Consider the following 24,873-nt stretch of genomic DNA (forward strand, 5'->3'; position numbering starts at 1 on the left):
TCCACGCTCAATACTCCTGCCGTTGGGCTTCAATGATCGGGAAGATGCGCTCGACCTCTCCATCATCCTTCAGGATGTCCCACAGCGCTTGCTTGATGACGTTCTCACGAGGCAACACGCCACGCCAGCCATCGGGACGCACACGCCTGACGGCCGCATCCAGTTCGAGCGAAAGCGCCAGCGCGTGTTCCGGTGTACGGCCGTTGGCAATTTTCAGATTGTTGAACAGTGCCCGCTTGCCGGGAGTATCCAATGCCGCCGGAGTATCGCCAGCATTGCCGTTGTGCACCTTGGTCGCCAGATCGGCCATCTGCCTCAGATATTTCTCGTAGTCGACGGCCTTTTCCTTGCGCTTTTTGATGATCTCATCGAGCAGCGCTGACATCTTCGCGAAGTACGCCGGATCGGTCAGGTGATCCTTGACGATCTTGCTGCGGACGTTGTTCTCGATGGTCTCGGCGACCGATTGCCGATCCTTCATCGCGTGGAGCTTCTTTGCGATTGCATCGGCTATCCCGGTCTTCACGATCAGGTCGAGCAGACCGATATTCTCGAATTCGGAAATCTTGCGTGGTTCACTGGCCGCGATATAAGTATCGATCAGGTGGCGCATGTCGGCTTCATACGGCTTGAGATCAAGCGTCTCGCCGCTCGCCAGACGGATCGTCTCGCGCAGCTTCACGTATTGATCAAGCTGTTGCCGGACCGATGCCTGCTGCTCCGCGCTGTAGCCGGCGTCATCTAGCTCATCGGCAATGCTGGCATAGGCACGCAGCAGGCCGACCACGCCCGTATAAAAAGCGACACGCTGCGGCTCGCGGGCCTTCAGGTCATCGGCGATCTCCGTGTTGCCGCAGAAATAGTGGATGTATTCCAGCTCGCCCGCGGGCGGCTCCACCTTTTCGAGCAGCAGCGCCAGCGCTTCCAGTGCGGCGTCCAGACGCTCCCGGCCCTTCTGCACCCGGCTTTCCAGCAGGATTTCCGGTGCGACGCCACCTGCACTGTGGTCAAGCTCGGACGAATACACCGCGATGGCGGTTTCCACCTTCCCGAACAAATCCTTGTAATCGACGATGTAGCCGAAGTCCTTATCGTCGGTATCAAGCCGGTTGGTCCGGCAGATGGCCTGGAACAGGCCATGATCCTGCATGGACTTGTCAATGTACAGATAGGTACAAGGCGGCGCGTCGAAACCAGTCAGCAGCTTGTCCACGACGATCAGCAGCTTCATGTTGCCCGGTTCGCGAATAAACTTGGCCTTGGCCTGGTCTTCGTACGTCTCGGTCCTAGACATGCCCGCCTTCGGCTGCACGTCCGTCAGCAGTTCGGTGTAGGTGTTGTAGATGAATTGCTTGTCGGTTTCGGTATTCGCGCCGGTTTCTTCCAGCGTCACATCTTTCGCCAGCGGGTTATAGGACGTGACAACCGCACACTTGCCCCTGAATGGGGTTTTCTGGAACAGCGTGAAATACTTGCACGCCTCGTAAATGCTGGTTGACACGAGCATGGCATTGCCGCGCTCGCTGGACAGCCGGGGCTTGGTGCTGAAGTCGAAGATGATGTCCTCGACCACGCGATCCATACGTGAGCGCGAACTGAGCACGTGCTGCATCGTGCCCCACTGCTTTTTCAGTTCGTTCTTCTGCCAGTCGTTCAACCCCTTCGTCTTGGCCTCGAACCACGTGTCGATCTTGTGCTGGGAGCCAAGTGTCTGGTCAATATCCCGTGCCTCATAGACCAGATCGAGCACCACCCCGTCCTCGACAGCCTCGCTGAATTTGTACGTGTGGATGTAGCCGCCGAACACCTCCAGGCTGGTCGCCGCGTCCCGCTTCAGAAGCGGTGTACCGGTAAAGCCAACGAACACGGCTGACGGCATCATCGCTTTCATCACGCGGTTTAGACGACCACCCTGGGTGCGGTGGCATTCATCGACGAACACAAAGAGATCGCCCACCGCCGTGCCCGGCTGGGATTCCAGTTCCTTGATGAAGGCATTGAAATCGCCATCGCCTAAACCTTTGCCTGCGCCGAACTTGTGCACCAGTGAGCACAGCAGGCGGGGAGCAGGCTGACTCAACTGAGCCATCAGGTCGCGTCCGCTGCTGGTGCGGTGGATTTTTTCTCCGCTGCTCTCAAAGACGCGCTTGATCTGCTTGTCCAGCTCGTCGCGATCGGTGATGACGACCACGCGCGCATGCGGATTGTTTTCCAGAATCCACCGAGCCAGCAGCACCATCAGGATGCTCTTGCCCGAGCCCTGGGTGTGCCAGATGATGCCGCCCTGGCGCTTGCGCACGTGTTCCTGCGCAGCCTTGATGCCGAAATACTGGTGTACGCGCGGCAGCTTCTTGACCCCGCCGTCGAACAGGATGAAGTCGTGCATCAGCTCGATGAGCCGCACTTTTTCGCACATCTTCAGCAGATACTTATCGAGCTTGTAGCCGCTGTTATCGGTTTCGTCCTCTTTCCACTGGAGGAAGAACTTTTCCTGTGTGCCGGTCGTGCCGTATTGCAGGCCTTCCGAGTCGTTACCGGCAAAGATGAACTGCACGGTACTGAAAAACCACGCATTGAACTCGGGCTGCTGGTTAGACAGGTTCTGCCGAATGCCATTGCCGATGCTGACGCGGCTGTTTTTCAGCTCCAGCACGCCGATGGCGATGCCGTTGACGTAGAGCACAATGTCCGGGCGGCGCTCATGCCCGCCTTTCAGGGTGGCTTCCTCGGCGATCGCGAAGTGGTTTCGGGACGGGTGTTCCCAATTGATGAGCCAGACCGTGTCGGCTACCTTGTCACCTTCGACCTTCACGGGAATGCCATAGCGAAGAAGCTGATACACCGCCTCGTTGTTCGCGTACAGCTTGCGCTGCGGATGGTTGGCTTCGGTCTTCAGCCGATAGATTGCCTGGCTGATTTGCGCAGGACGATAACCGGCCTCAAGCAGGTAGGCCATCAGCAACGCTTCTTCGATGTTGCTGTTACCGGCGCGATCCGTCCAATCGCCGAGGGGGGCGTAGCCTAGCTGCTCCGTGAAGAGCTTGATGACCCGGCTCTGCGTGGCTTTCTCTGATTTGCCGATCTTGTCCGTCATTGGGATCCCCTACACCAGTCGCGTCTTGCCGGTTAGCAGTTCCTGCATCATGCTTTGCTTGAGCAGCTTAGTCTTGTCACGTCGAGCTTCCAGTGCGACCAGTTCTGTGTCGATGTCGGATAACACCGCAGCGATGGCGGATTGCTCAGAGAACGGGGGGACAACCAGTGCAAGTGCTTTGAGTTGCGTACCAGTAATCAGAGGCTGGCCAGAGCCAAATACTAGGCTGTTGAGGCGCTTGGCTTCCAACTGCCGCCAGAAAAATGGCAAGTTATAGCTACCGCCAAAGCGCAACATAATCGTGTTGTCGGTAACGCCATATTTACCGGAAACAAAATTTAACCTGCCTGCATTCGCACCAACCCGCGCGACCAAGATCGCATCACCCTCATATTCTGGTGATGATGTTTGACCAATTATCCCGGTCGAGCCATGAACTGGGTAGTCCCCCGTTGCTGAGCCGGTCGATGACCGGCCAGAAGCAACCATAGTGGCTAATGTTCCAAGTAGGCGCACATCCCAATCATCCGGGATGCGCCCCACCTCAGTCTGTTTGACACCTGTGTTAACTCCAAATCCAGGCAACCGGGTCTTGCCGGTGAGCAGTTGCTGCATGACGGCCTGCCTCAGGTCGCGCTTTTTTGCGATGAGTTTGTCCAGGCCAGACAGCAAGGCGTCCACGTCGCTCAGGGCGGTGGCAATGGCGGATTGTTCGGGGAGTGGCGGAACAGGAAGGAACAGACTTCTAAAAGTTCTCGTAGGCTGAGCAATTGCTGGAACCCCTGTGTGCCCCTTCCCTTCAAGAAGTCTCTTTGAGCCATTTTCGGAATGAAAGTAGCGAACAGCCCAAGATGGCAAAACCTGGCCAGAAAATCGGACACGGAATTGACTTTGGGAAATGACATATCGTTCAAATTCAGAATCTGAAGGTATGTACGCGATTTGCCCGATAGTTCCTCGATGAGTGACAACTATGTCACCTCGACGAGCGACAGCCTTTTTGAGGGAAAGTGCCTTCGCCGGGGTCACAAAGTTCGCGAAAGAATCCGTAAGACGCTCCTGCGCCACGTTTGCGCCACTAAGAACAGGCACCCCCGAAGAGACGAAGTTCGATACTGTGATGTCTGAACCGAATGGCCCCATGGAAATCTCATCAACCACTGATTCGATATTAGGTACATCCCAATCCTCGGGAATAACACCAACCTCAGTCTGCTTGTACCCCCGCTTCAGTTTCATGCCGCCCCCATCTTCCGCAAATGCGCTTCAACGCGAGCGGTCAACACTGCGACTTCGTCAACTAACACTGGCAGCGGGGATTCATAGCGCATTGCCAAGTCGCGCACGCGACTGGTGAGCGTCTGTGATACGCGCTCCAGTTCACCGGATACAGTAGCGGACAGGGCTGCAAGCCACTTGTCTTCCACCACCAGCGTCCTGATCTCGTTCACAGTGAGTTTTGGGTATTGCGCGTACGCCTTGGCATCCAGCTCGGCCTCCAGTGTCTTGAGCGTCTTCTTCAGCCCGGCTTCCCTGTCGGTGAGCGACTGCCATTGCTTCAATACGGTCATTTCATCGGCCGCATCAGCGTCCTTGCCGATCTCCTTGATGCGCTCCTTCACCGCCGCCGCATTGATCTTGTCGAAGCCACTGAACACGCCGTCTTCGCCACCGTGTTCTTCTTCCAGCTCGATCAGCGCACTGCTGACTGCTTCCAGCGCAGCGCTCGTTTCGTAAATGGCAGCCTGCTCGACTGCGAAGTAGCGCGCCACGATGTATGACTTCGGCACTAGGTCGCACGCCCAACCCTTGTCCCTTTCCACAACCCTGGCGTTGTCGCCTTTGCCTTTCTTCGTCTTCTCGATGACGCGATAGGTCTGTGCCACCCATCCATCAGTCGCCAGCAGGTAGGCATCGTCCTGCATGGTGTCCGCCCAGTAGTCCATCAAGTGCTGGTACACGTCGTACGCATCCACCAAGGGCTTGCCTTCGTAGTGGTGCAGCAGGCCTTCGGCCAGTTCCACAATGAACTGCTTCGGGTGGAAACCTGTGTCCAGCGCCTTGAGCCCGGGAACGGCTGCTGCTCGCCAGACATCGAAGTGGCGGCCCATGTCGCCGAGGTACGACGCGAACTGCGGATGCAGGAAGATCGTCGGTTTGATAGCCGCCTTGTCCACGGCCAGCGTGACATAGCCTTCGCGCAGCGGCTGGAACAGCGCATCTTTTAGTTTCGGGCACACGGCCCAGTAGTCGTTCAGGGCTTCCACATCTGCCAGAGGAATGCCGCCTTGCAGGTGGCCGTGAATGTCCTGGATGTCTTCCGCCGCACTGCTGTTAATGTAGCGCGGCAGGTTGAGGTTGTAGTCGTTCTTCGCGATTTCATCGAGGCCGACCAGACGCGCATAGCGCGGGTCGCTCTCGTCCATACGGGTGAACACGTCCACGATGCGGTGAATGTCCTGCTCGCGCAGGCGGTTCTTGGGACCATCCTTGATGAAGCCGCTGCTGGCATCGACCATGAAGATGCCCTTGCGTGCCTGGGCGTTTTCCTTGTCGACGACGACGATGCAGGCGGGAATGCCGGTGCCGTAGAACAGGTTGGCAGGCAGTCCGATAATGCCCTTGATGTAGCCGCGACGAATCAGGTTACGGCGGATTCCGCTTTCCGCATTGCCACGGAACAGCACGCCGTGCGGCAGGATGCACGCGCCCTTGCCGGTGGATTTCAGGCTACGCACGATATGCAGCAGATAGGCGTAGTCGCCCTGCTTGGCCGGAGGCACGCCGAACGTATCGAAACGCTCATACGGGTCGTTGAGCGGATCAAGCCCCGTGCTCCAGCGCTTGTCGGAGAACGGTGGATTGGCGACCACGAAATCGAAGGTCTTCAGGGCCACACCATCCCGGAACTTCGGATCGGTCAGCGTGTTGCCCTGGCCGATCAACGCTGTGGGGTTGTCGTGCAGGATCATGTTCATGCGCGCAAGACCGCTGGTCGCCGAATCCTTTTCCTGACCGTACAGGGTAACTGCGGTATGCGCCGCATCGCCCACTTTCAGCAGCAAGGAGCCGGAGCCGCATGTCGGGTCGTACACAGTAGTGTCTGTGCTGGTCTGCGCGCTGCCGATACCAATGACAGCGGCCAGGATGCGGCTGACTTCGGCTGGTGTATAGAACTGCCCCTTGCTCTTGCCACTTTCCGTTGCGAAGTGGCGCATCAGATATTCGTACGCGTCACCGAGAATGTCGTCGCCATCGGCGCGATTCTTCGAGAAATCCAGATCGGGGTTCTCGAACACGGCAATGAGGTCGGTCAGCCGCGTGACCATCTCCGCACCCGTGCCGAGCTTGCCGGTATCGTTGAAGTCCGGCATGTCCGACAGCTTGTTGGCGGTGGCCAACGGCCCGATGATCTTCTTGTTGATCTGGTCGCCAATGTCCGGTTTGCCTTTCAGGGCAACCAAGTCTGCGAAGCTGGCACCGTCTGGAATGTTAATCGGGGCATAACGCTGCCCGGCATATTTATCGCTGACGTACTTGATGAACAGCAGGACCAACACATAGTCCTTGTATTGGCTCGCGTCCATCCCTCCGCGCAAGAGGTCGCAGGATTCCCAGAGGGAAGAGTAAAGCTCGGATTTCTTGATTGCCATTGGCTCGTATGGGAACGGAAGTCGATATCTACCTGACAACTCAGGCAGTGGATTGTCCGGAATTTTAAAGCACGCCACCACGGCGGCAGTCCGACGCGGGAGGATCGAAAAACTTTGTTAGAAAACCCAATGGCAACGAGCTAGTCATCTCGATAGGCAACTTAAATGGCTACCGGACGACATCATCAAAGCAAGACGATCCGCTGGTATTCGCACGCGCAAATGTCAGGAAGTGACGCATAAAAACAGACGTGCTGACACGTGCTACGTCTCATCAGGCTCACCTGAAGCCGGTGGTTTATCACTACCTCGGCTATTACCTGTTGAATCAGCTGGCTGGCGATCGGAAACTTGTTGCGGCTCATTGCCGGCGTCAGTCGGAGCACCCGTTGAGATTTCGTCACGGGGTGCATCCCCGACATGCCCTGAGGCAGCTGGGGCGGTGCGGTTCACTCGTTCGATGAAAGCCGAGCCCCTAGACATGCGAGCGCGCAGCCCGTCAGCGATAAAGTCTGCGAGCTTATCGCCATCCTTCCATTTGGACGCACGTCTTGCCGTGTCAAGATCCTCACGTCTGATCACGGCTTTAAGGGTTTCAACTGCTTGTCCGCGCAGCCATACTCGAAAATCGCGATCGCCGCGCAGAGCAAGCTCTTTATGGACATCGGGCAACACCTCCTCCATGCGCTTGGGAGTCGGCTTCGAGCGCATCTCTGGAGCTTCTTGAAATGACCGCATAAGCTCGTCGAGCTTGTCCGCGAAATGTGGGTTCCGTGAAGCTTCATCTTCAACGGCATCAATGAGCTTTCGCAGCAGGGTAATCAAAGGCTTTTTGCTTCGCATAGCAGCTTAATTTCCTGTGTCAATCCTTGAAGCGATTCGTACGCTGGAGTTCCGTACTTGCCCTTGAACGTGCGCAAATCTGCTTCAGGATCGGCTCCACGCGCGACGGCAACAGCCTGGGGGATCTTGCTCTTAAACAATGGCGGCTGCGCTACCCCAGACGTGGCAAATTTGCCCAACCGACCATGAGAAAGATCGGTGACAACTCGAGTATGCAGATTGTTTCCCTGCACCTTGGTCGCGACAATCCCTAACGGCTCGACATCCTGCTGAAGTTCGTTTCCGAATCGACGCACGTTGTCGACGATCTGATAGATACCCCAGGTCGATACGATGTCGGGAATTGTCGGAATAACGTATCCACTTGAGATTCTGAGACCGTTCTTGGTTACGGTTCCCAAACTGGGCGGACAATCGATGATCACGTAATCGTACCGACCAATAACTGGCTGCAGAGCGAGCTTCAGGATATCCAACGGGTTTACCGTGAAGTTTCCAGTCATCGCAATCATCGGAATCCGGTCCTGCAAATCGATCAACCGGATGCTCGACGGCAATAAATCCAGTCGCTCAATACCACCATTAATCGTCGAAACGCCACGGACAATCGAGCGCTCGATATCAAATTTTGGGGGCAGATGATGATTGATCTTGTCATCGAACAACTGGGCGATCGTTCTCCCCTCTTGATCGAGCTTGTCCCACGCTTCTTCTGATATCAGATTGACGGTGGCGTTCGTCTGCGGATCAAGGTCGATCAGCAAAACATGCTTGCGCTCCTCTTGGGCAAGGATTTCCGCTACGGCGACCGCCGTAGTTGTCTTCCCGACCCCGCCTTTGAGGTTGATGAAACTCAACACATGCGTCGCTTCACCTTTAAACATCTTGATCCACCTTTCGACTTTTTCGCGGTGCCACACCGGACCGCTTTGTAGGGTTTGGAAGGGTTGCGGGAAATGGTCGTAGCGCGCGCGCCAATTGCTGACTGCTTGCTTGGACACGTTTGCCAGCGTAGCAATTTCGCCTATGCCGACGAGCTCTTCACTCATTCATAGCCTCCGAATCAACACAGATCTTGCATTGTGTGTGCATTGTACACAAAACTGTCGGTTCGTGTGAAATTAAGCGTAGGTCCATCGGGACGCGCATCCCTTCGCACTCAGTGATCGGTGGTCGATTTCCCCTACGACGCCCGCAGCCGCACGTTATGACGAAGCAAACAATCTACGCGCTCAGTATGTTCGTCGCTCCAAGGGGAGGCCAGTCGTCGGCTTCGCCACATTAAATCAAGCCGATGCGTGGTACCCCGACCGCTTTGGTTCCAGATTTTTTCGACCACATATCACCTAATCGAACACACCCCCTTGGTGTGCTCGGGCGGCATTAGGCTGCTCTGAACCTTCATGAGGCTGATATGTCCCCCTCCGTTTCCTGCCCCTGTTGTAATTCAACCAAGATCGCTACCCGCGACTATGCCCGCAAAGCGGGCAGTGCTGTGGGCGCTGCTGGCGGCGCCGCAGGTAGCGCCGCTGCCGCACTGGGCGGTGCCGAAGCTGGCGCGGCCCTCGGCTTGGTCGCCGGCCCTGTCGGCTCCATTTTCGGCGGCTTGGCCGGCGCACTCATGGGTGCGCTATTTGGCGGCGCAGCCGGTTGCGCCGCCGGTTCCGCCATCGGCGAACAGATCGATACCCATGTGCTCAACAACTACGAGTGCCAGGTGTGCGGACACACCTTTAGCAGGCAGCACACGTCCTAGCATTCGCTGGAGCTTTCGCTTACCCCTTTCCTCTTTTGGCAAGCCATGCCTACAGCCCTTCGGGGCTGTAGGCATTTCTGCTGTCTATTTCTCATTCTCTCTATAAGGAACACAACGATGCATCTCGTCCAATCCATGGCCTACGTCAATGAAACGCCTTGGCACGGTCTGGGCAATCAGCTTGCGGCCAATCAACCGCTCGAAGTCTGGGCTCAGCAAGCCGGTATGAACTGGCGTATCGAGGAAACCGAAGTGCGTTTTGTGTCAGGTAGTGCCGGGTCCAGTCTGGGTTCGATCCACGCCTTCCCCGAACAAAAAGTCCTATACCGCTCGGACACGAAGGCTCCGCTGTCCGTAGTGTCTGCCAGGTATGCGGTTGTGCAGCCCATTGAGCTGATCGAGTTCTACCGCGATCTCGTCGAGGCGGGGGGCTACCAACTTGAGACTGCAGGGGCACTCAAAGACGGAAAAAAGCTGTGGGCACTGGCCCGTACCGGCCAGTCCGTGTCGCTCAAGGGCAAGGACACTGTGAACGGCTATCTGCTGCTCTCGACCTCGTGCGATGGCTCTCTGGCAACCACGGCGCAGTTCACAAGTATTCGGGTCGTCTGCCACAACACACTCGCGATTGCGCTCGGCGACAGTTCGGGCGCAGTCAAAGTACCTCACCGCAGCCAGTTCGACGCGCAGGCCGTCAAACGACAGCTCAACATCGCGATTTCCAGTTGGGACGGATTTATAACGAGGATGAAGGCCCTGTCCGAATGCAAGGTCAACGATACCGCCGCGGAAGCCTTCTTCCGTCGCGTGCTGACGTACCCGGTCAGTTCGGGCCAGCCGGTGCCGGCCACCAACGATTCCGCGATCAAGGCCGTGCAGTCACTGTATGCCGGCAAGGGCATGGGCGCGACGCGCTCGCATCGGCATCCGGTACGGCATGGGGGCTGGTGAATTCAATCACTGAATTTGTGGACCACCAGCGCCGTGCGCGCAGCGAGGATCATCGGCGCGATGCCGCATGGTTCGGTACGGGAGCCACCCTCAAGCAGCGAGCATGGGAAGAAGCGGTGAAGCTTGTCGCCTGAAGCCATACCTCTTTCCCATCCATGCCCGGCCGGGTTATTCCGCCGGGCGTTTTCATTTATGGAGGTTGAACATGGCTTTGCCTGAACATGCAGGGCATCGCGCCAATCGTGCTGCGTTGCGGCTTGTGGATACGAAGAACATGCCGCGCGAGGACTGGCTTGAGGTGAGGAAATCCGGAATAGGTGGCAGTGACGCCGCCGCCGCCGTTGGGGTAAGTCCGTACCAGTCGCCACTTGAGTTGTGGCTAACAAAGACGGGGCGTGATGCCAACCTGCCGAAGCCCGACCCGGACGATACGAGCGAACCTGTCTGGTGGGGACAAATTTTAGAACCCATCGTAGCCGCCGCCTACACGCAACAGACCGGCAACCGTGTGCGCAAGGTGAACGCGGTACTTCAGCATCCGACGATCCCCTGGATGCTTGCCAACATCGACCGCGAGATCGTCGGTGTGCATGGCCTCCAGATTCTTGAATGCAAGACGGCCGGTGAGTTTGGCGCACGGTTATGGCGCGAAGGCGTGCCCGAATATGTCGTTTGTCAGGTCCAGCACCAGCTTGCCGTGACCGGCAAACAGGCAGCCGACGTAGCCGTGCTGTTGTGCGGGCAGAAGCTCGAGGTGCATCGCGTCGAGCGTGATGACGAGGTCATTGCCCGACTGATCGAGCTCGAAGCCACGTTCTGGCGGTACGTCGAAACCGATACGCCGCCGCCAGCGGACGGCTCGGAATCGGCAGATCGCGCGCTACGCTGTCTGTACCCCGGCACCAGAGGCACGGTCGATTTCTCGGACGACCGGAAGTTGTCGGCCACGTTTGCCGATCTGGTCGCGGTACGGGCCGAAATCGAGCAACGCGAGACACAGGAAGCCGTGCTCAAGCAGACCATTCAGCAGGCCATGCGAGAAGCCGATCGCGCCGAGTTCGAAACGGGGTCGGTGTCATTCAAGCGCAGCAAGGACGGCTCGGGTATCGACCTGAAACGCCTACTCGGTGATCACCCCGAATTTGCCACGCAGTATGCCATCACGAAGCCGGGCACTCGCCGGTTTTTGATCTCGGCCTGATCCGTTTTTTCATCCCCTTCGCTTTCCCACTATTTACATATAGGAGCCAGACATGCTTAAAGGCTTGGCTATTACGCCCCCAACTGTAGGAAGGATCTCGATAGGCCGTGTTGTCGAGAAGAACGGCAAGCGTCTCCCCGAGAAAGACGACCAGTTTACTTTGACGACTCAAGTGATCAATCGCGGAGAGTGGGTGCTGCACCCACTGAACGAATCGTTGCGCAAGGCCACGACGGGCAAGCTACGCGCGATCCCCGTGCACTTCCTGTTTAACGATCCCGATCTGAACTTGCGTGCCGAGTATTCGCTGTTCGACCGAGATACCGGCCGCCCCGTCTGTATTGGGAACGGCGAGACTTGCAAGCGAGTCACGGAAGGCGGCATCACCTCGATGGGCTGTTCGACACCGGATGGCTGCACGTTTGGACAAGCGGGCAACTGCAAACCCTACGGGCGGCTGAACGTCGCGATCGGCGACGAGGATGAACTCGGGAGCTTCATCTTTAGAACGACCTCCTTCAACTCAATCAGGACGCTTGCCGCACGTCTGCATTATTTCAGTGCGGTGTCGGGCAACCTGCTCTCGTGTCTGCCACTGGAACTCAGGCTGCGAGGAAAATCGACGACGCAAAGCTACCGCTCGGCGATCTATTACGTCGACCTCTGCGTGCGGGCGGGCAGCACGCTAGAAGCCGCGATCATCGAAGCACGCGAGCTGGATGCGCGACGCAAATTAGCCGGATTCGATCAGAGCGCGCTCGATGCCGCAGCGCGCGCCGGATTTGCGAATGGCGCGTTCGAGGACAGTATCGAGGAAAGCGCGGCGGTCGCCGAAGAATTTTATCCGGCGGAGTCCGGTGACGACGGTAGTCACGGTGATGGTCACGACAATAGCCACGCAACGACCACTCGCAGCCTGAAAGACCGGCTGGATCGACGTGCCGCACTGCTCGGTGGGAAGGCCGCGTGATTCGCCGTACCGCACTCGTTCTGGCGGTCGCTGCAACCGGTACGGCTGTCTGCATGTCGGTACTGGCCGGCTGGCAGCGCGGCGGGTGGCTATCGGAACGGCTCGTGTGGATTGCGGTCGGTGTTGTGCTGGTCAGCGGCGCGCATCTGCTCCCAGCCCTGTGCCGATCGGCTCCGCCTGCCGTGCGTGGTACAGGTGTGCTGCTCTGGTGCGCCTGTATGGCGGCGGCTTCTTTCGGCCACGCGACGTTCTTCCTCATGTCGCAGTCGCACGCAGGTGACGTCCGGGTATCGGCCTTACCGGGTGCCAGTATTCCGTCACACCGTAGTCTCACCACGGTCATGGCGGATCGCGCATCGGTCGCGGTGCAACTGGCCCAGGCCAATGCGCGTCGTTGTGCCGGTGACTGTCCGGTACTGCGCGGGCGTCGAGTCGGACTGGCAGCACGACTCGATGCGCTGGATGCCGAAGCTGGCGAGGTCCGGCGGGATCGGGCAATTGAGGATCGAGCCGAAACACGCCTTGATGCTGTCCGTGACGATCCTGTCACGGCGCGACTTGCGGCACTCATCGGAATGGCGAGAGCGAAACTTGATCTGCTCGCCGGACTAGCGTTCGCGGCCACCCTCGAAACCATGGCCTGTCTGGTCTGGTGGCTCGCACTACTACCGCGTGTGACTCCCATGACTGCGGTACGTCACGAGGCCGTCGATCCCGTCATACAGGAACGATTGGAATCCGCTTCGGTGGCCTCGCCTGCCGCAGTGCCTGCAACCCCGCCCGCTGTCACAGCCGCGACGGAACCGGATGCCGACGTTACGAAGCTCGTCCGGGACATTGAGGCCGGACTGCTACGACCGACCGTCTCCGACATTCGCCGGCACCTAAGTTGCTCGCAGGCGAAAGCCACCGCCCTCCGCCGCCAGCTCGGTCCGTTTATGTCCTGATCCGGACGCGAGAGCGTCCACCACCCACTTTCTTTTCGCGATCACGCTATCCGGCTCATCCGGAGGCGCGTGCTCGTCCGTATTCTGGAGAAATCATCATGAATCAGCCTACGCGGCTTAGACCGCTTTTCCGTCCGGGACGCCTGCTCGTTGCATCGGACGCGCTCACAGCGCTGCATGCGAACGGCATCCCCGTCATTAGTGTTTTGCTCAGGCACGTTGCGGGCGACTGGGGTACGGTGTCCGACGAGGACCGCCAGCAGAATGACATGTCGATCCCTGCTGGTCTGCGCCTGATCTCACTTTACCGGCTACCGGACCAGACTCGCATTTTGGTGATCACCGAGTGGGATCGCTCAAGCACGACCATCGAACGACTTGAGGATGTCGTGCCCGATAGCGCCACACGTGCGGATCGGCCTGCCCATCGACGCCATCCGGTCTGGCCTTCCGTGAACTACGCTCAGGAGGCGCAAGCATGAGTCGCTATGCGAAAGGTCCGCGCTTTCCGATGGGACGCCCCGTCATCACGCCAGCCGCACAGGCCGTACTCGATGAGGCCGGCATATCGGGGGTCGTGCTGCTCGCCCGCCATATTCATGGCGATTGGGGTGATCTTTCGATTGAAGACCAGACGACGAACGAACTGGCGCTGCTCACAGGCAAACGCCTTCTGTCGAACTATGACCTGTCCGGCGGCGGGAAGGTTTGGATCATCACCGAAGCTGACCGTTCGGTCACGACGATTCTGTTGCCAGAAGACTACTGACTGGCATCAACGCTTCGCGAGTCGTCCAGCCAGGCGCTCAACGATCTCGACCACCATCGCCCGGTCATTCCCGCCGAGCTTCGCCAGAAGCTGTGTGACGTGCTTCGCCTGATCGCTGGTGCGGCTGCTGGCTTCCGTCAGCAGGTCGGCCGCGTTGCACTCAAACAGGTCGGCCAGTTCCACCAGTCTCGCCACGGTTGGCATCACGATCCCGCGTTCCATACGCGAAACCGCCTCATTGCCGATTCCTAGCGCCTCGGCCACCTGTTCCTGCGTGAAGCCGCTTGCCACACGATGTTTTGCGATCGCCCGGCCAACTACCACGGCGAGCTGTTCCTGATCGACTTGAGCCATGAACCCTCCATTCAACCTGAATGGTTGAGCTACGCCTCAAAAAACTTAAGGACCTATGGCGATGACACTAAACCTTTTAGGATGAATGCCGATATCTTTCCTGACAACCTCCCTTCATCAGCCACCTGAAAAGGAACCACGCAGTGAACAAAAACAAGATCAACAAGAGAATCACCGGATTCGCGCTTGGCGTATCCATGTGCGCGGCGCTTGCCGCATGCGGAGGGGGCGGCGGCGGAACGTCGCCGTCCGCAGCTAGTGGATCCGCTTCGGTCAACACGACGGGTACGGCGGCCATTGGCTCTCCAATCATCGGCGGGGCGGTCGAATTGAAATGCACATCGGGCGCGACGGCTTCGGCTACAACGGGATCGGACGGTAGCTGGAATGTCTCGCTCAAGAGCACGGATTACCCGTGCGCCGTACGCGTATCGGGAGGCCAGGCCAATGGTGCCGCTCTGGCCTCACCGCTGCACTCGGTCGCCGCTGCTGCGGGTACGACCAATATCACGCCGCTGACCGATCTCATGGTCGGCGTGCTCGGCAAGCAGGACCCGGATGCGTGGTTCAATAGCGCTAAGAACGGCGATCTCGCGAGCGCGATCACGAGCGGCAATCTGGCTGATGCGCTGACGAAGCTCCAGACCTCGCTTTCGACGCTGCCGGGCAAGCCGGTATTGCCCGCTGGCTTCAATCCGCTCACGACCAGCTTCAAGGCCGAGAAGAACGACGCGGGAGATAACCTGCTCGAAAGCTATGGCGCGGCGCTGACGGCTTCGGGCCTGTCGCAGTCGGACGCGGCGATGAAAACGGCCAATGGCGCAGCGCTGACGCAGGCTGCTTATGCCGCGATGGCCTACACCACTCCGGGTATCACGGCGATTCAGATCGGCTCGGCCGTGAATCTGGATGGCACGTTCGGCATCGCCATCGCTGATCCGAATCGCGGCCAGTACACGGCCAAGGCGAAGATCGACGCGGACGGCAATGTGACCTCGTTTTCCGACGCTGGCAAATTTACCGCCGTCATCAGCCTACTCGGGAATCGGGTCGGCCAGCTCTGCACGGCCAATGGTGTCGGTAGCATCGCCACTGGTCAACCGGGGCAGTACGTGTACGTGTCAAGCGGCCTGACCGAAGTGACCGATCCGTATGAACTAAACGGCAAGACGTTCGACGAGTATGAGGACTGCACGAAATCAGGTACGACGACATTCACGAACGGCAACTCCACGTTCACCGGCATTGATGGTGGCACGGATGCACCGGTCAGCGTTGCCCAGGCACTGACGGCTGACGGGATTGCGGATCCAGCAAACCATTCGGTCGCGCATGCCAAGGTTTACAAGTACACCGATCCGGCATCCGGCATGACGAAGTACGCCTATATCACCGTGAGCAGCACAACCGGAACCGACGATCCGCTCACGTTCGATACCGACACGAAATACGTAACGATCGGGCTGTCGCAGTAAGCCTCCGGCTATCCATGCCTCGGCCCTTCAGGGTGCGGCGGCATCTTTCCCGGCGCAGCGGCTGGTGGTTCCGGCCGGCTGCGCTTTCTCTATCAGGCGAGCGAGCTTCCGTCGGCAGCGCGCGCCAATCTCTACTCACTTTTTCACTGATGAACATGAAATTCACCACGCTTGCCTCGGCGGCGTTCCTAAGCCTAGCATTGGCTGGCTGCGGCCACTCCGAAGTCGATACGGTCAAGACTGCAACCGTTCCACAAGATTCGACCCATACCTACGAGACGGCCCTCTCGAACCGTGACTCGTGCGAGCAGGACAGCTGGCGCACGTTCAAGGACGACACGAACCGCACGGTCGTGGAATATCGCTGCGAACTGAAGAGCGGCCCCGCGCTTCTTGCAGCCTTCCGTCAGCAGAAGATCATCGATACGCAGCACGACTTCCAGGGCTATTACCACGGCCTCGACCGGAGCGCCGGGAGCATTCAGAGCCCCGAGCAACTGGAGAAACAGCTCGCCGATGCCCAGAGCCAGCTCGCGCAGATGCAGGCCAGTGGCGCGCAATCAGGAGCGGATATGCCGAACATTCCGGAGGCTCTGAAACAGGGCATGGTCAACCGTGGGAGCGCAATGGAAGCGGCCCAGTCCGCCGTCGAGCGGGCACAACGGGAACTGGATGATGCCCGGAGCAACCAGACCGGCGTGCAGCAGGAGCGAGCCCGTTTCGAGCAGTCGGAGAAGGACGCACTCGCGAAAATCGACAGGACATACGGGAACGTCGCGAAGGCCAGCGAAGTCTTCCAGTGGTTCGTTCGGAATAGCGAGGTCGTGCCCGCATGGGTCGGTGTCGAGCTAACCAAGCAGGACGGCGGCACCACGCGCCTCGACACGAATTGGAGTCAGACGATGTTGGATTTGCTCAACCACCGGGGCGACGATCACGTTCACACCGTGCTCAACGTTCCGGACAACATCGTCCCCGGCCAGTAGGCACAAGTATCCGAATCGGCAACGGCGGCGACGACGAAGACTACCGATGCCGTTCTGCGGTCCGGCAATCCGGTAGGGTTTTAGCAAGGATGCCGTGCCAGTACGGGCGGAATTTTTTTTGTCCTTGCAATCCGTACCGTACTTGCGACACACGCCCCTACTCAACATTCAGGTACAAGTTCTCCGTCGTTGTGCCGTTAACACCAAGGTAATATCAAGGCTTTAGGTCTGGCGCTTGCTGGTGCTCACATCAAGAATTTAATTCACCCAGCATTATTGCAATAAGCAGCCGGCACGCATCAAGCCAAATGGCCATTACGCAAATAAGATTAAGTCACTATCAGAAAAGGTGCCAAATGTTGAGCCATGATGAAATGGTGCGCGCAATTGTTCGGATATTGCAAAGCGCAGCAGAAAAAAGGCGGACAGTCAGCTTCAAATTGCTATACGAGACTGTTGAGCTTCCCAAAGAAGCCACTCCCATGGAGCGAGGCGAATGCCATCGTGCGCTGGAAGCTGTTGCCAATGAAATTGGTGACTTCCGGACAGCAAATTACACGAGTTTAATGGCAAAAAAAGACACTGGCCTTCCCGGGGACGGATTCTTCGACACATATCGCCTGCATCGATTGGCTGAATATAAATCGCTTGTCGGAGACGTTGACCCCCGTGACTTGTCTGAGCGTCAAAAGAAAATATTGACCGATAAAGAGCGAGAGCGCGTCTACCGGATGTATGGCGTTTGAATTCATTGCCCGAGATCAATATGTCGACCTTCCACTATCTGGGTGGAGGGTTCACGGAGACCACCCGCTATGCCAGTTGAGCCAAATCGCCTACACCGACGGCGCGATCGGGCGAGGCTGAGTTGGATTGACTGCACTGCAACTCTTAGGACGTCTGGATGGAGCACCTGTTGTTGCTATTGAAATGGCCCCTCAAGGGAATTTGGTGCGTGCTTCGATGGTTAGGCAGAGCGCTCGGAGCGGTGACCATCCAACCGGTATTGGAACAAGCACATCTCTATCACCTGGATCTTCGGAAATGGCAGCGACGGTGGACAGAATTGACTCGTGGCGTGGACACTCAATTGCTGGTTGCCTCCCCTTACACCCGCGATTACCGTGGCGCTTCTTACTTGCTGGTCCGCAATTCGGGCGAGTCGGCGATTGACGAACTACTGCTCTGCGCGGAAGCCCAAAACGGCAAGCTGAAGTTTCAGGAATTCATTCACCTTTTTCGACTCGAGCCCGGAGACGTATTCAAGGCGACTCTTCCCGGGTTTCCCCTCGAAACGCTCTGGGCTGACGAGGACGGCATATTTGCCAGTTACGAGTCCACGGAAGTCTTCCCGATACGCTTGGCCCGCGACGGAAACGTCGAGGAGTTCAAACCAGCGGCGCTGCGTTCTTCTCCAACGCACGTTGACGCGCTTAATCCAGGTTGGCAGCGGTGGGACGGGAAGCTGTACAACACCCGCGCTCTTGAAGGGGCGAAGCAGGATTTGAACATTCATTTGGCCTATCGCTTTTGCGGTCAATATGGTTTGCCGGGCCTCAATGCGAAGGTGTTGCGGGAGGAAGTGCTGTCTTGTCGGCGCTATTGGAACTTGCCCGGCGTGCTGCTATATACGCTGATGGCAAACCGCTGGATGCTGTCCCTGGCGATATGGACGCCGTTGGTGCTCCGAAGAAAGCGACTGAAGTTTGTCCTCGATGACGATATGCGCCGTGCGACCGAATATGTCCTGTTCCGTGGCGAAGGTGCCCGTCCTATTCGCGTCTCTCGAAAGATCGACGCATAATCATCGACAGTCAGCGATGTGTTACCGCCTTCGTCGGCTGGGGCAGTTAATGACCTGCCGATGCGAATAGCGGATGGCTGCACTCTTCATCAGCCGGTTCGAGCGACTTCGTAAAAACAGTTGAATCCGGCAGGATCATGTCTGGATCAGCGGGTTCAGTCGACTCCGCCGCGTATGTCGAGCCCGCCAACAATTCATCGGCATCGGACGGCTCGACACTGCGAGTGATGATGGTCGACACAGTGAAGCCATCCGGATCAACTGGTCCGATGGTAGCCGTATGCACTGTACTCTCCTAGCTCGAACGCGGACCATCATCCGCCATCAAGGCGTTCAGTCCTCCACCGCATCGCCAAGCTCGCGTGCTTAGTCAATCCGCCAGGCAAACTTCAACGTTGATCCTCGGCGTCGGACAATGCGGAGGGTGATTTGGGATGCTCTGGCGCGGGTACTCAACCGCGTAGGATCCACGCTCAAGAAGCTTAGCGCCAGATCTTCCACCAAGTCGTCGGCTTCTTGTAATCCAGTGAGAATTTACCTCGGCGATGCGTTTCCGTGAAATAGTCACCGTGCAACTGTCGCTGAGCCGTGTCGACACGAAGCACAGCCAGCCCTCGATATCGGGCACCGCTGCCCTCCACGCCTTCCTTCCGTTCGTTCAAGTACACGTAGTACAGTCGATAACGCTCGAAATCAGGATCCCTCTCTGCATGCACGACCAAGGTCCGCGATGTCGACTCGGCGCTGTCTAACAAAAGGCGAATCCCGAACAGAGTGTGCTTTACGAGCAACTGAATGGGAACGGCTTCTTCGCTCGTTCCGCGAGGATACAAAAGCGTGCCCTCCCAGTTACCGCCCAGATACGGAAAGATCCACCGCTGTATAGGCGAGATCCACCGCCATCCGGCGTAGCAAAGGAAGGTCAAACCTATCACCACGATTGCGGACCACCGAAACACCTGCGTCGCAGTTTTAACGATATCCTTGTCGTCTAAAAAACCGACTCCGAACATGAAAACCACGGCAATTGCCACGAGTGCGATCAGCAATCGGATGGCGTTCCGCATGGGGAGCAGGTGGAGCATAAGTAAAGGAAATAGCGAATTGTTATTAGACGAAATCGATCGTATTCTTCTGCGCCTGCAAGATCGTGCGGATAGGCAATCAGCGGTGATTGTCTGCCTGTGCACTGGTGCAACGCTTCCTGACGGCTGCAGCCCAATGCCACGCGACCCCAATCCCGCTACTGGTATGCCTTTGGCGGACAATTTTTTAACGATGGTTGAAGCCGCCATACATCTTAACGCAGCGGTTCATGATGGCGCGATTATTGTGTCGCGTTCCACGACGGCGGATGACTATCGGATCGCTGGGTGGTCATACCGGCTGCATCCTCTCGGAGTTCACGTTCCCGCAGTAGCAAATCGAGGCTCGGCCTTCAACAGTTGTCTGGCCATGAGTTGCGCACCGGGTGTTGACCGGGTCTATTTGGCCAGCAAGACAGAACTGTTCAGTTTCCGACAAGGCGGCATTACGCAGTTTTAATGACGCCGGCCTTGGAAACGTCACTTTTCCGTATCTCTAGTTTCCAGACGATCGAAGCGATCCGGGAGCATTGCGGGCACGGGCTTTCTTTTCGTCTAGAAATTTCTTGCCGCCCAGCCGAATTCCCCGCAAAGCCCGAACCAGTCGACTTAGAGTTGCACCGCCATTTCGCGGGGAATTCGTGCGTGAGATTGCTGCATAGTGCTGCGATATTAGGAACGACGACGCCCGGATCGCGCAGTGGCGTCCAACGCAGGAATCTCAACGTGAAGGGGGAAACGTGGGCAAGAAGATTCTGGATTATCTCGACGAGAGCAAGCTGGTTGTCCGGCACGGACAGCAGTTTTGGCATCTCCACCAAGCCCTCAAGTCGGGCAACGAAGCCGACTGCATCAACGCGCTCGGAAAGGAATATCTGGAGGCGGGCCGGGTTAAGACGCTCGCTGAAGGCTTAGTGTTAGCAGGAGCAACCATCACAGCGTATCGGAGCAATGAGGCCGGCGAGCGGGTGCCGCAGCGTGCCCGGGAGCGCTTAAAAACCGAAGAAGCGACCGAGCGGGAAGAGGCGGAACCGCTAGCGAAGCTCAAGGGAGCGTAAGCGCGATGAACTACGATTTCGCCCGGAAAGCGCTGGAACCTTGGTGGAGGAAGGCGAGCCACGACGTCGACCCGCGCTCCCTCGAAAACGGCCTCCGCGACATATTGTCGTTAGAGAAGGCGCCTCCGGTATCCGACGAGGAGATGCAGATCTTCGGAATGCTGTACGCGATCATGATTCGGGAGAACCGGAAATGGCTGAGCATTTCGCAGGTAGCGTACCCGCACGAGAAGCTTATCAACGGGAACCGCGATGAGGCGAGCTTGAAATCGCGCATTGGGGTTACGATTGCAACGAGTCGCGAAACGACGCCGCCCGTCGAGATAATCGAACCGATGCAACTCCGTCGCCGGTTTCTCGACCTTGTGTCGTTGTGTGTTCCGCGAGAAGAGCGTGAGCGGTATCCGCACATACTGAACCTTGTTGATTCGCATGTGGTAAATACGAAGAAAGCACCGTCACCACAAAGCAGCGGTGTTGATTGCGCGGCATGGTGTCTAGCGAATTACTTCTCTGAAGGAATGCGACTTGAACGGGGAGCGGCTGCATTCCCGCATCCCGTCACACCGGATATGTCCACGGAAGAAGTACGCGCCGCGCATGAGAAGACCATCGCAAGATTGCAGAGTGCGATTGACGCTCATGCCTGGCGGGTCAAGATTCGAGATACGCCTGCGTCGGACGACTCCCTGTTCTCGCGCATTCTAGTGCATGCAGCCGTGAACCGGCATTGCTTAGAGACTTGGGCCTACGAGAAGCGGCTGATGGAAGTCCTCCCGATGCTGCAGCGGATCTTCGGCGAAGTTAGTGAAGTCGTCCGAGACGGCTTGAGTCGTGCGGTCCAGCAAGTAAGCGCTGAGGGCCAAGTTGACTACGCTGCGCTGGCCGAGCTGACTCTCGCACGCACCTTCACCGAGAAGGGCAAACCACTCACCGCCGGCGTCCAAGAGCGTATCGGTGAGCAAGTCGATGCTCTCCTAGCCAGCGCTCGCGACGAATTCTTCGAGGACGAAAGTCAGTTGAATGAGTTTCTCGTCGGATACCCGGCCCGCGCAAGGGCTCTGCTGTGGATTGTCCTCGCATGGTGTTACCAACATGGTTCTTGGATCCCGAACGAGGATCCACGGATAAAAAGGAAGAATAACACCGTAGTTTCGACGAGATCTAAACTGATCACAGCCAGTCAGGACATGTCCACTTTGCGCCGACTGCTCATGACATCCGTGTTCAGTAGACAATGGGAGAAGCCCGACGCCGATCGTCTCACGCTGCATGCGCACCTGAATTCGGCAATTCGCGCTTTGGCGCGATCCAGCCTGGAGAGAAGCTTTAAGGGTGCATCGCTAGCGCAGCTGGACGCTTTCGTATCGAACCTCGACAGACGTCGTTACATCGAACTCGTGAAGGAAGCTGAAGTCGGCACGCTGTTGCATGCTGTCGCGAGCTGATAGCGTGACGGCATACGGCGAGGTTCGGCGCGGATGAGCGAGCAGGTTATGCGGGCTCATGTGTAGACAACAGGATTTGACTCGACAGACATCGTCAGTTTATTTCGTCATTCCCGACTTGATAGCTGCCTTTCCGGGGCGAGGAGAAGGTCAAGCCCGAGGCCGCGAAGCGGTGCGCCAGCGGCGCAGGCTTGAGGTTCGAATCGCCCCGGAAAACCATTCCGACGGTCGGGAGTGGACGATATCCCTTCTGACATTGTCTGGCCGGTCGAGTACCGGCTAATACAGCTCATGCGCGAATCGAGCTGCCAGCGGCTAGCGCGCCCTCCGCATCCACCAAGAATCACGCACCACCCTTTGTTACCGAATCATAGGTCTCGAGCGTCGCGCCGAGTTCGGCGCGTTCGATCGTCCGCTCAATAGCATTCGATCTACGTCGATATCCAAATGGAAGGCAACGCATGCCTTGCCGGTTATCCCGCGGCGCTCGAACCAAACTCGGTCGACGAGATTGATGAAGCGCGTCGCTTCAATTTCTGCGGCGAGCCGCTCGCCCCACGCGTGGCCGAATCGACCGAGGTCCACGACGAGCAGATTAAGCATTCGCACGTGCGACGGGTGGTAGCGCGCCGCCCGCGGAGTACACTCACACCGCCGAACAGCAACGCGCCGGTGCAGACCGATAGAACCTTCCGAGCGGCGCACGCTTGCCCTTTTAGCCAATCATGCACGCTTGGTCGCGCATCCGCCATCGAATGTGAGAAGCGTGCGGTGGCACTTCTAGCGTATTTCGATCACATCGATACCGAGTTGTTGCTTGATGGCCTTTTCTTGTGCCGCGAGCCATGCTTTGGCCTCATCCTTGCGGCCGACCACTCCGGACCGACGCATGGCAATTCTTGCGGCCTTATACCGCTCGGTCTTGTCGGTCTCTAGAAAACAAAGCGGCAAGAAATTATTGGCGAAAAAAACCTGTTCAAGGTTGAGCAGACGATTCCCGTCCCTGAATATGCGATCGTATTCGTTCAGGCGGTTAGCCAGTGCGTCGACGTCCGCGCTCTTAGGCTTGGGGCCGAGCTGCTCGGCTTCTTCGTGGGCGCGCCCAACATCCTTAATTGCATCGTAGATTGTGAAATACGACCACGGCTGCATCAAGTCCAGTCCATCGAGGGAGCCTAACGATTGTTCAAACGCACTCCGCTCACGCTTGCTCTGACCGTTGTCGTCGATGTATGCCCGGAATTTCACGGCCGTTAAGGTCACTCCGGATTGTCCCGTCCTCGCCATGTCTTGCAGGCGTCGCACGGTAGATGAACCTAACTCGCCAGTGAAAGCCTGAATCCGCTTTTCGAGGTTCTTCAAGCTAGTACGAAGCTGATCGAGGTGCTCAAGACGCTGTGCCTTTTCCCCTATCTGGACAAGTATTCCGGCCAGCCGCTCACGGCGCCGCTTTTCATTTACATATTGACTCTGATCCTTGATGAGGCGAGAGTCGGCGCCGAATTTTTCCTGAGCGCAGTGATTGCCGATAATCGTCGCTGACCCGTCTAGCAGCTCGGCGACCCAACCTCGCTTATGTCCTTCTCGGCAAAGGTTTCCATTGTCTTTTTGGACACAGCAACATACTTCTTCTCCGAAGTGGTAGTCACCGATCAGCCGCTTATAGCTGGTTTTGGTGATCGGGTTCTCTTCGATAAAGTTCGGAAGTTCCCGAATCTCTTCGGGGCTGCTAAACGTGCGGATTTCGATCAACGACGTGTCCATCATTAAGCCATCCCCCGCTGCTATCAGGTAGACCAATTATACTGTATAAAAACACAGTTCCAGTTCCGCTAAACGGCGTCAATTTGCTAGGCCCTAATCGACATAGGGGACGGCCCTGAGGCCGTTCCTTGCCACACCACCAGGCATGCGGGTCCGCACCGGGCGATTCGAGAAGTTGAGGTTATGAGAGTCGGGCTATCCCCCGGCCGTTCTATGACACGCTCGGATCGACGTTCAGATGTGCGCACCCAACGTCAGTCGGCCCTTTGCCTACCATCAGCCACCAGCACTCAAACAACACCTCGTTTTCCCAGCGCAGAAACATTCACCTCGACGTTGAAGTAGAAGGCATTCGTCGGATCGCTCCCATGAGGCGAGCTTGAAAATGTGGGAGACAACATCAGGACGCACGCATCGAACCCGCCGATGCCGGTCGGAAATCCAGCAACCAAGGGCAAGCCTGCTACGACGCCAAGCTGAAGGACTTCCGGAGCGGCATGGGGGAAGAACTGCCCGTCAGCAATGACATGATGAACGAGTGGCGTAGCCAGTGCGGATTGTCACCAAACTGAGCAAGTTATCTGGCCTTGGTCGGAGCATCAAGCGCCGCGCCTGTACAGGCGGCATCTTTTTGCGACCCGAGTGTGCCATCGGCCGGCCCAACGACGGCTCTGTCGTGAAAGCATCGCACTTGTCGCCCCTCAATGCGGCACCG

General features: G+C 57.6%; 23 protein-coding genes and 1 pseudogene. 14 read left to right on the forward strand and 10 right to left on the reverse strand.

The genetic code is table 11. The features are described 5' to 3' along the window. Positions 1 to 7: 7 nt before the first annotated feature. From F6X39_RS00050 to F6X39_RS00070, 5 genes are all read right to left on the reverse strand, one after another. Positions 8 to 3,094: a type I restriction endonuclease subunit R gene (locus F6X39_RS00050; protein WP_187615056.1), complete on the reverse strand. Its 3,087-nt coding sequence runs from the start codon at positions 3,092 to 3,094 to the stop codon at positions 8 to 10. A gap of 9 nt (positions 3,095 to 3,103) precedes the next feature. Continuing rightward, positions 3,104 to 4,333: a restriction endonuclease subunit S gene (locus F6X39_RS00055; protein WP_187615057.1), complete on the reverse strand. Its 1,230-nt coding sequence runs from the start codon at positions 4,331 to 4,333 to the stop codon at positions 3,104 to 3,106. After that, a complete protein-coding gene (locus F6X39_RS00060) occupies positions 4,330 to 6,747 on the reverse strand; it encodes a type I restriction-modification system subunit M (protein WP_187615058.1) in 2,418 nt (805 codons plus the stop codon). Before F6X39_RS00060 ends, F6X39_RS00055 begins: the two co-directional genes overlap by 4 nt. 264 nt (positions 6,748 to 7,011) lie before the next feature. Next, positions 7,012 to 7,572, reverse strand: a complete 561-nt coding sequence (locus F6X39_RS00065; protein ID WP_187615059.1) for a hypothetical protein — start codon at positions 7,570 to 7,572, stop codon at positions 7,012 to 7,014. Then, the gene (locus F6X39_RS00070; RefSeq protein ID WP_262412378.1) at positions 7,569 to 8,639 is read right to left on the reverse strand and encodes an AAA family ATPase; all 1,071 of its coding nucleotides are present in this window, start codon (positions 8,637 to 8,639) and stop codon (positions 7,569 to 7,571) included. Before F6X39_RS00070 ends, F6X39_RS00065 begins: the two co-directional genes overlap by 4 nt. Positions 8,640 to 9,004: 365 nt before the next feature. Here F6X39_RS00070 and F6X39_RS00075 point away from each other — a divergent pair, with 365 nt between their 5' ends. From F6X39_RS00075 to F6X39_RS00105, 7 genes and pseudogenes are all read left to right on the forward strand, one after another. Continuing rightward, positions 9,005 to 9,346, forward strand: a complete 342-nt coding sequence (locus F6X39_RS00075; RefSeq protein WP_187615060.1) for a hypothetical protein — start codon at positions 9,005 to 9,007, stop codon at positions 9,344 to 9,346. A 45-nt stretch (positions 9,347 to 9,391) separates the two neighbouring features. Then, positions 9,392 to 10,431: pseudogene (locus F6X39_RS00080) on the forward strand (DUF932 domain-containing protein). A 71-nt stretch (positions 10,432 to 10,502) separates the two neighbouring features. Beyond that, positions 10,503 to 11,498 (forward strand): YqaJ viral recombinase family protein, encoded by a 996-nt coding sequence (locus F6X39_RS00085; RefSeq protein ID WP_187615061.1) that lies wholly within the window; start codon positions 10,503 to 10,505, stop codon positions 11,496 to 11,498. Positions 11,499 to 11,550: 52 nt separating this feature from the next. Further along, the gene (locus F6X39_RS00090; protein ID WP_187615062.1) at positions 11,551 to 12,468 is read left to right on the forward strand and encodes a phage capsid protein; all 918 of its coding nucleotides are present in this window, start codon (positions 11,551 to 11,553) and stop codon (positions 12,466 to 12,468) included. Positions 12,469 to 12,521: 53 nt separating this feature from the next. After that, positions 12,522 to 13,415, forward strand: a complete 894-nt coding sequence (locus F6X39_RS00095) for a hypothetical protein (protein WP_222945071.1) — start codon at positions 12,522 to 12,524, stop codon at positions 13,413 to 13,415. 98 nt (positions 13,416 to 13,513) lie between these two features. Next, positions 13,514 to 13,897, forward strand: a complete 384-nt coding sequence (locus tag F6X39_RS00100) for a hypothetical protein (protein WP_187615064.1) — start codon at positions 13,514 to 13,516, stop codon at positions 13,895 to 13,897. Then, positions 13,894 to 14,184, forward strand: a complete 291-nt coding sequence (locus F6X39_RS00105) for a hypothetical protein (RefSeq protein ID WP_187615065.1) — start codon at positions 13,894 to 13,896, stop codon at positions 14,182 to 14,184. Before F6X39_RS00100 ends, F6X39_RS00105 begins: the two co-directional genes overlap by 4 nt. Before the next feature lie 6 nt (positions 14,185 to 14,190). Here F6X39_RS00105 and F6X39_RS00110 read toward each other — a convergent pair whose 3' ends face one another. Continuing rightward, positions 14,191 to 14,538 (reverse strand): helix-turn-helix domain-containing protein, encoded by a 348-nt coding sequence (locus F6X39_RS00110; protein ID WP_187615066.1) that lies wholly within the window; start codon positions 14,536 to 14,538, stop codon positions 14,191 to 14,193. A 143-nt stretch (positions 14,539 to 14,681) separates the two neighbouring features. Between F6X39_RS00110 and F6X39_RS00115 the strand changes: the two genes are divergently transcribed. From F6X39_RS00115 to F6X39_RS00130, 4 genes are all read left to right on the forward strand, one after another. Continuing rightward, the gene (locus tag F6X39_RS00115; RefSeq protein WP_316251636.1) at positions 14,682 to 16,013 is read left to right on the forward strand and encodes a hypothetical protein; all 1,332 of its coding nucleotides are present in this window, start codon (positions 14,682 to 14,684) and stop codon (positions 16,011 to 16,013) included. A 155-nt stretch (positions 16,014 to 16,168) separates the two neighbouring features. Beyond that, positions 16,169 to 16,999: a hypothetical protein gene (locus F6X39_RS00120; RefSeq protein ID WP_187615067.1), complete on the forward strand. Its 831-nt coding sequence runs from the start codon at positions 16,169 to 16,171 to the stop codon at positions 16,997 to 16,999. Between the two features lie 356 nt (positions 17,000 to 17,355). Continuing rightward, positions 17,356 to 17,745 (forward strand): hypothetical protein, encoded by a 390-nt coding sequence (locus F6X39_RS00125; RefSeq protein ID WP_187615068.1) that lies wholly within the window; start codon positions 17,356 to 17,358, stop codon positions 17,743 to 17,745. A 158-nt stretch (positions 17,746 to 17,903) separates the two neighbouring features. Further along, positions 17,904 to 18,803, forward strand: a complete 900-nt coding sequence (locus tag F6X39_RS00130; protein ID WP_187615069.1) for a hypothetical protein — start codon at positions 17,904 to 17,906, stop codon at positions 18,801 to 18,803. A 46-nt stretch (positions 18,804 to 18,849) separates the two neighbouring features. Here the strand turns inward: F6X39_RS00130 and F6X39_RS00135 are convergent, their stop codons facing one another. Together F6X39_RS00135 and F6X39_RS00140 are read right to left on the reverse strand one after the other, a co-directional pair. Further along, positions 18,850 to 19,089, reverse strand: a complete 240-nt coding sequence (locus tag F6X39_RS00135) for a hypothetical protein (protein WP_187615070.1) — start codon at positions 19,087 to 19,089, stop codon at positions 18,850 to 18,852. 196 nt (positions 19,090 to 19,285) lie between these two features. After that, a complete protein-coding gene (locus tag F6X39_RS00140; RefSeq protein WP_187615071.1) occupies positions 19,286 to 19,852 on the reverse strand; it encodes a hypothetical protein in 567 nt (188 codons plus the stop codon). Here F6X39_RS00140 and F6X39_RS00145 point away from each other — a divergent pair. From F6X39_RS00145 to F6X39_RS00155, 3 genes are all read left to right on the forward strand, one after another. Continuing rightward, positions 19,815 to 20,348, forward strand: a complete 534-nt coding sequence (locus tag F6X39_RS00145; protein ID WP_187615072.1) for a hypothetical protein — start codon at positions 19,815 to 19,817, stop codon at positions 20,346 to 20,348. The genes F6X39_RS00140 and F6X39_RS00145 overlap by 38 nt on opposite strands. A 280-nt stretch (positions 20,349 to 20,628) precedes the next feature. Then, a complete protein-coding gene (locus F6X39_RS00150; protein WP_187615073.1) occupies positions 20,629 to 20,946 on the forward strand; it encodes a hypothetical protein in 318 nt (105 codons plus the stop codon). 5 nt (positions 20,947 to 20,951) lie between these two features. After that, positions 20,952 to 22,394, forward strand: coding sequence for a hypothetical protein (locus F6X39_RS00155; protein WP_187615074.1), 1,443 nt, complete (start codon positions 20,952 to 20,954; stop codon positions 22,392 to 22,394). 360 nt (positions 22,395 to 22,754) lie between these two features. Here F6X39_RS00155 and F6X39_RS00160 read toward each other — a convergent pair whose 3' ends face one another. After that, entirely contained in the window at positions 22,755 to 22,997 is a 243-nt protein-coding gene (locus tag F6X39_RS00160; RefSeq protein ID WP_187615075.1) for a hypothetical protein, read from the reverse strand. Positions 22,998 to 23,174: 177 nt separating this feature from the next. Further along, the gene (locus F6X39_RS00165) at positions 23,175 to 24,161 is read right to left on the reverse strand and encodes a hypothetical protein (protein WP_187615076.1); all 987 of its coding nucleotides are present in this window, start codon (positions 24,159 to 24,161) and stop codon (positions 23,175 to 23,177) included. Positions 24,162 to 24,873: the final 712 nt, after the last annotated feature.

Origin of the sequence: Paraburkholderia sp. UCT2 (genome assembly GCF_014397665.1) — a bacterium.
Classification (GTDB): Bacteria; Pseudomonadota; Gammaproteobacteria; order Burkholderiales; family Burkholderiaceae; genus Paraburkholderia; species Paraburkholderia tuberum.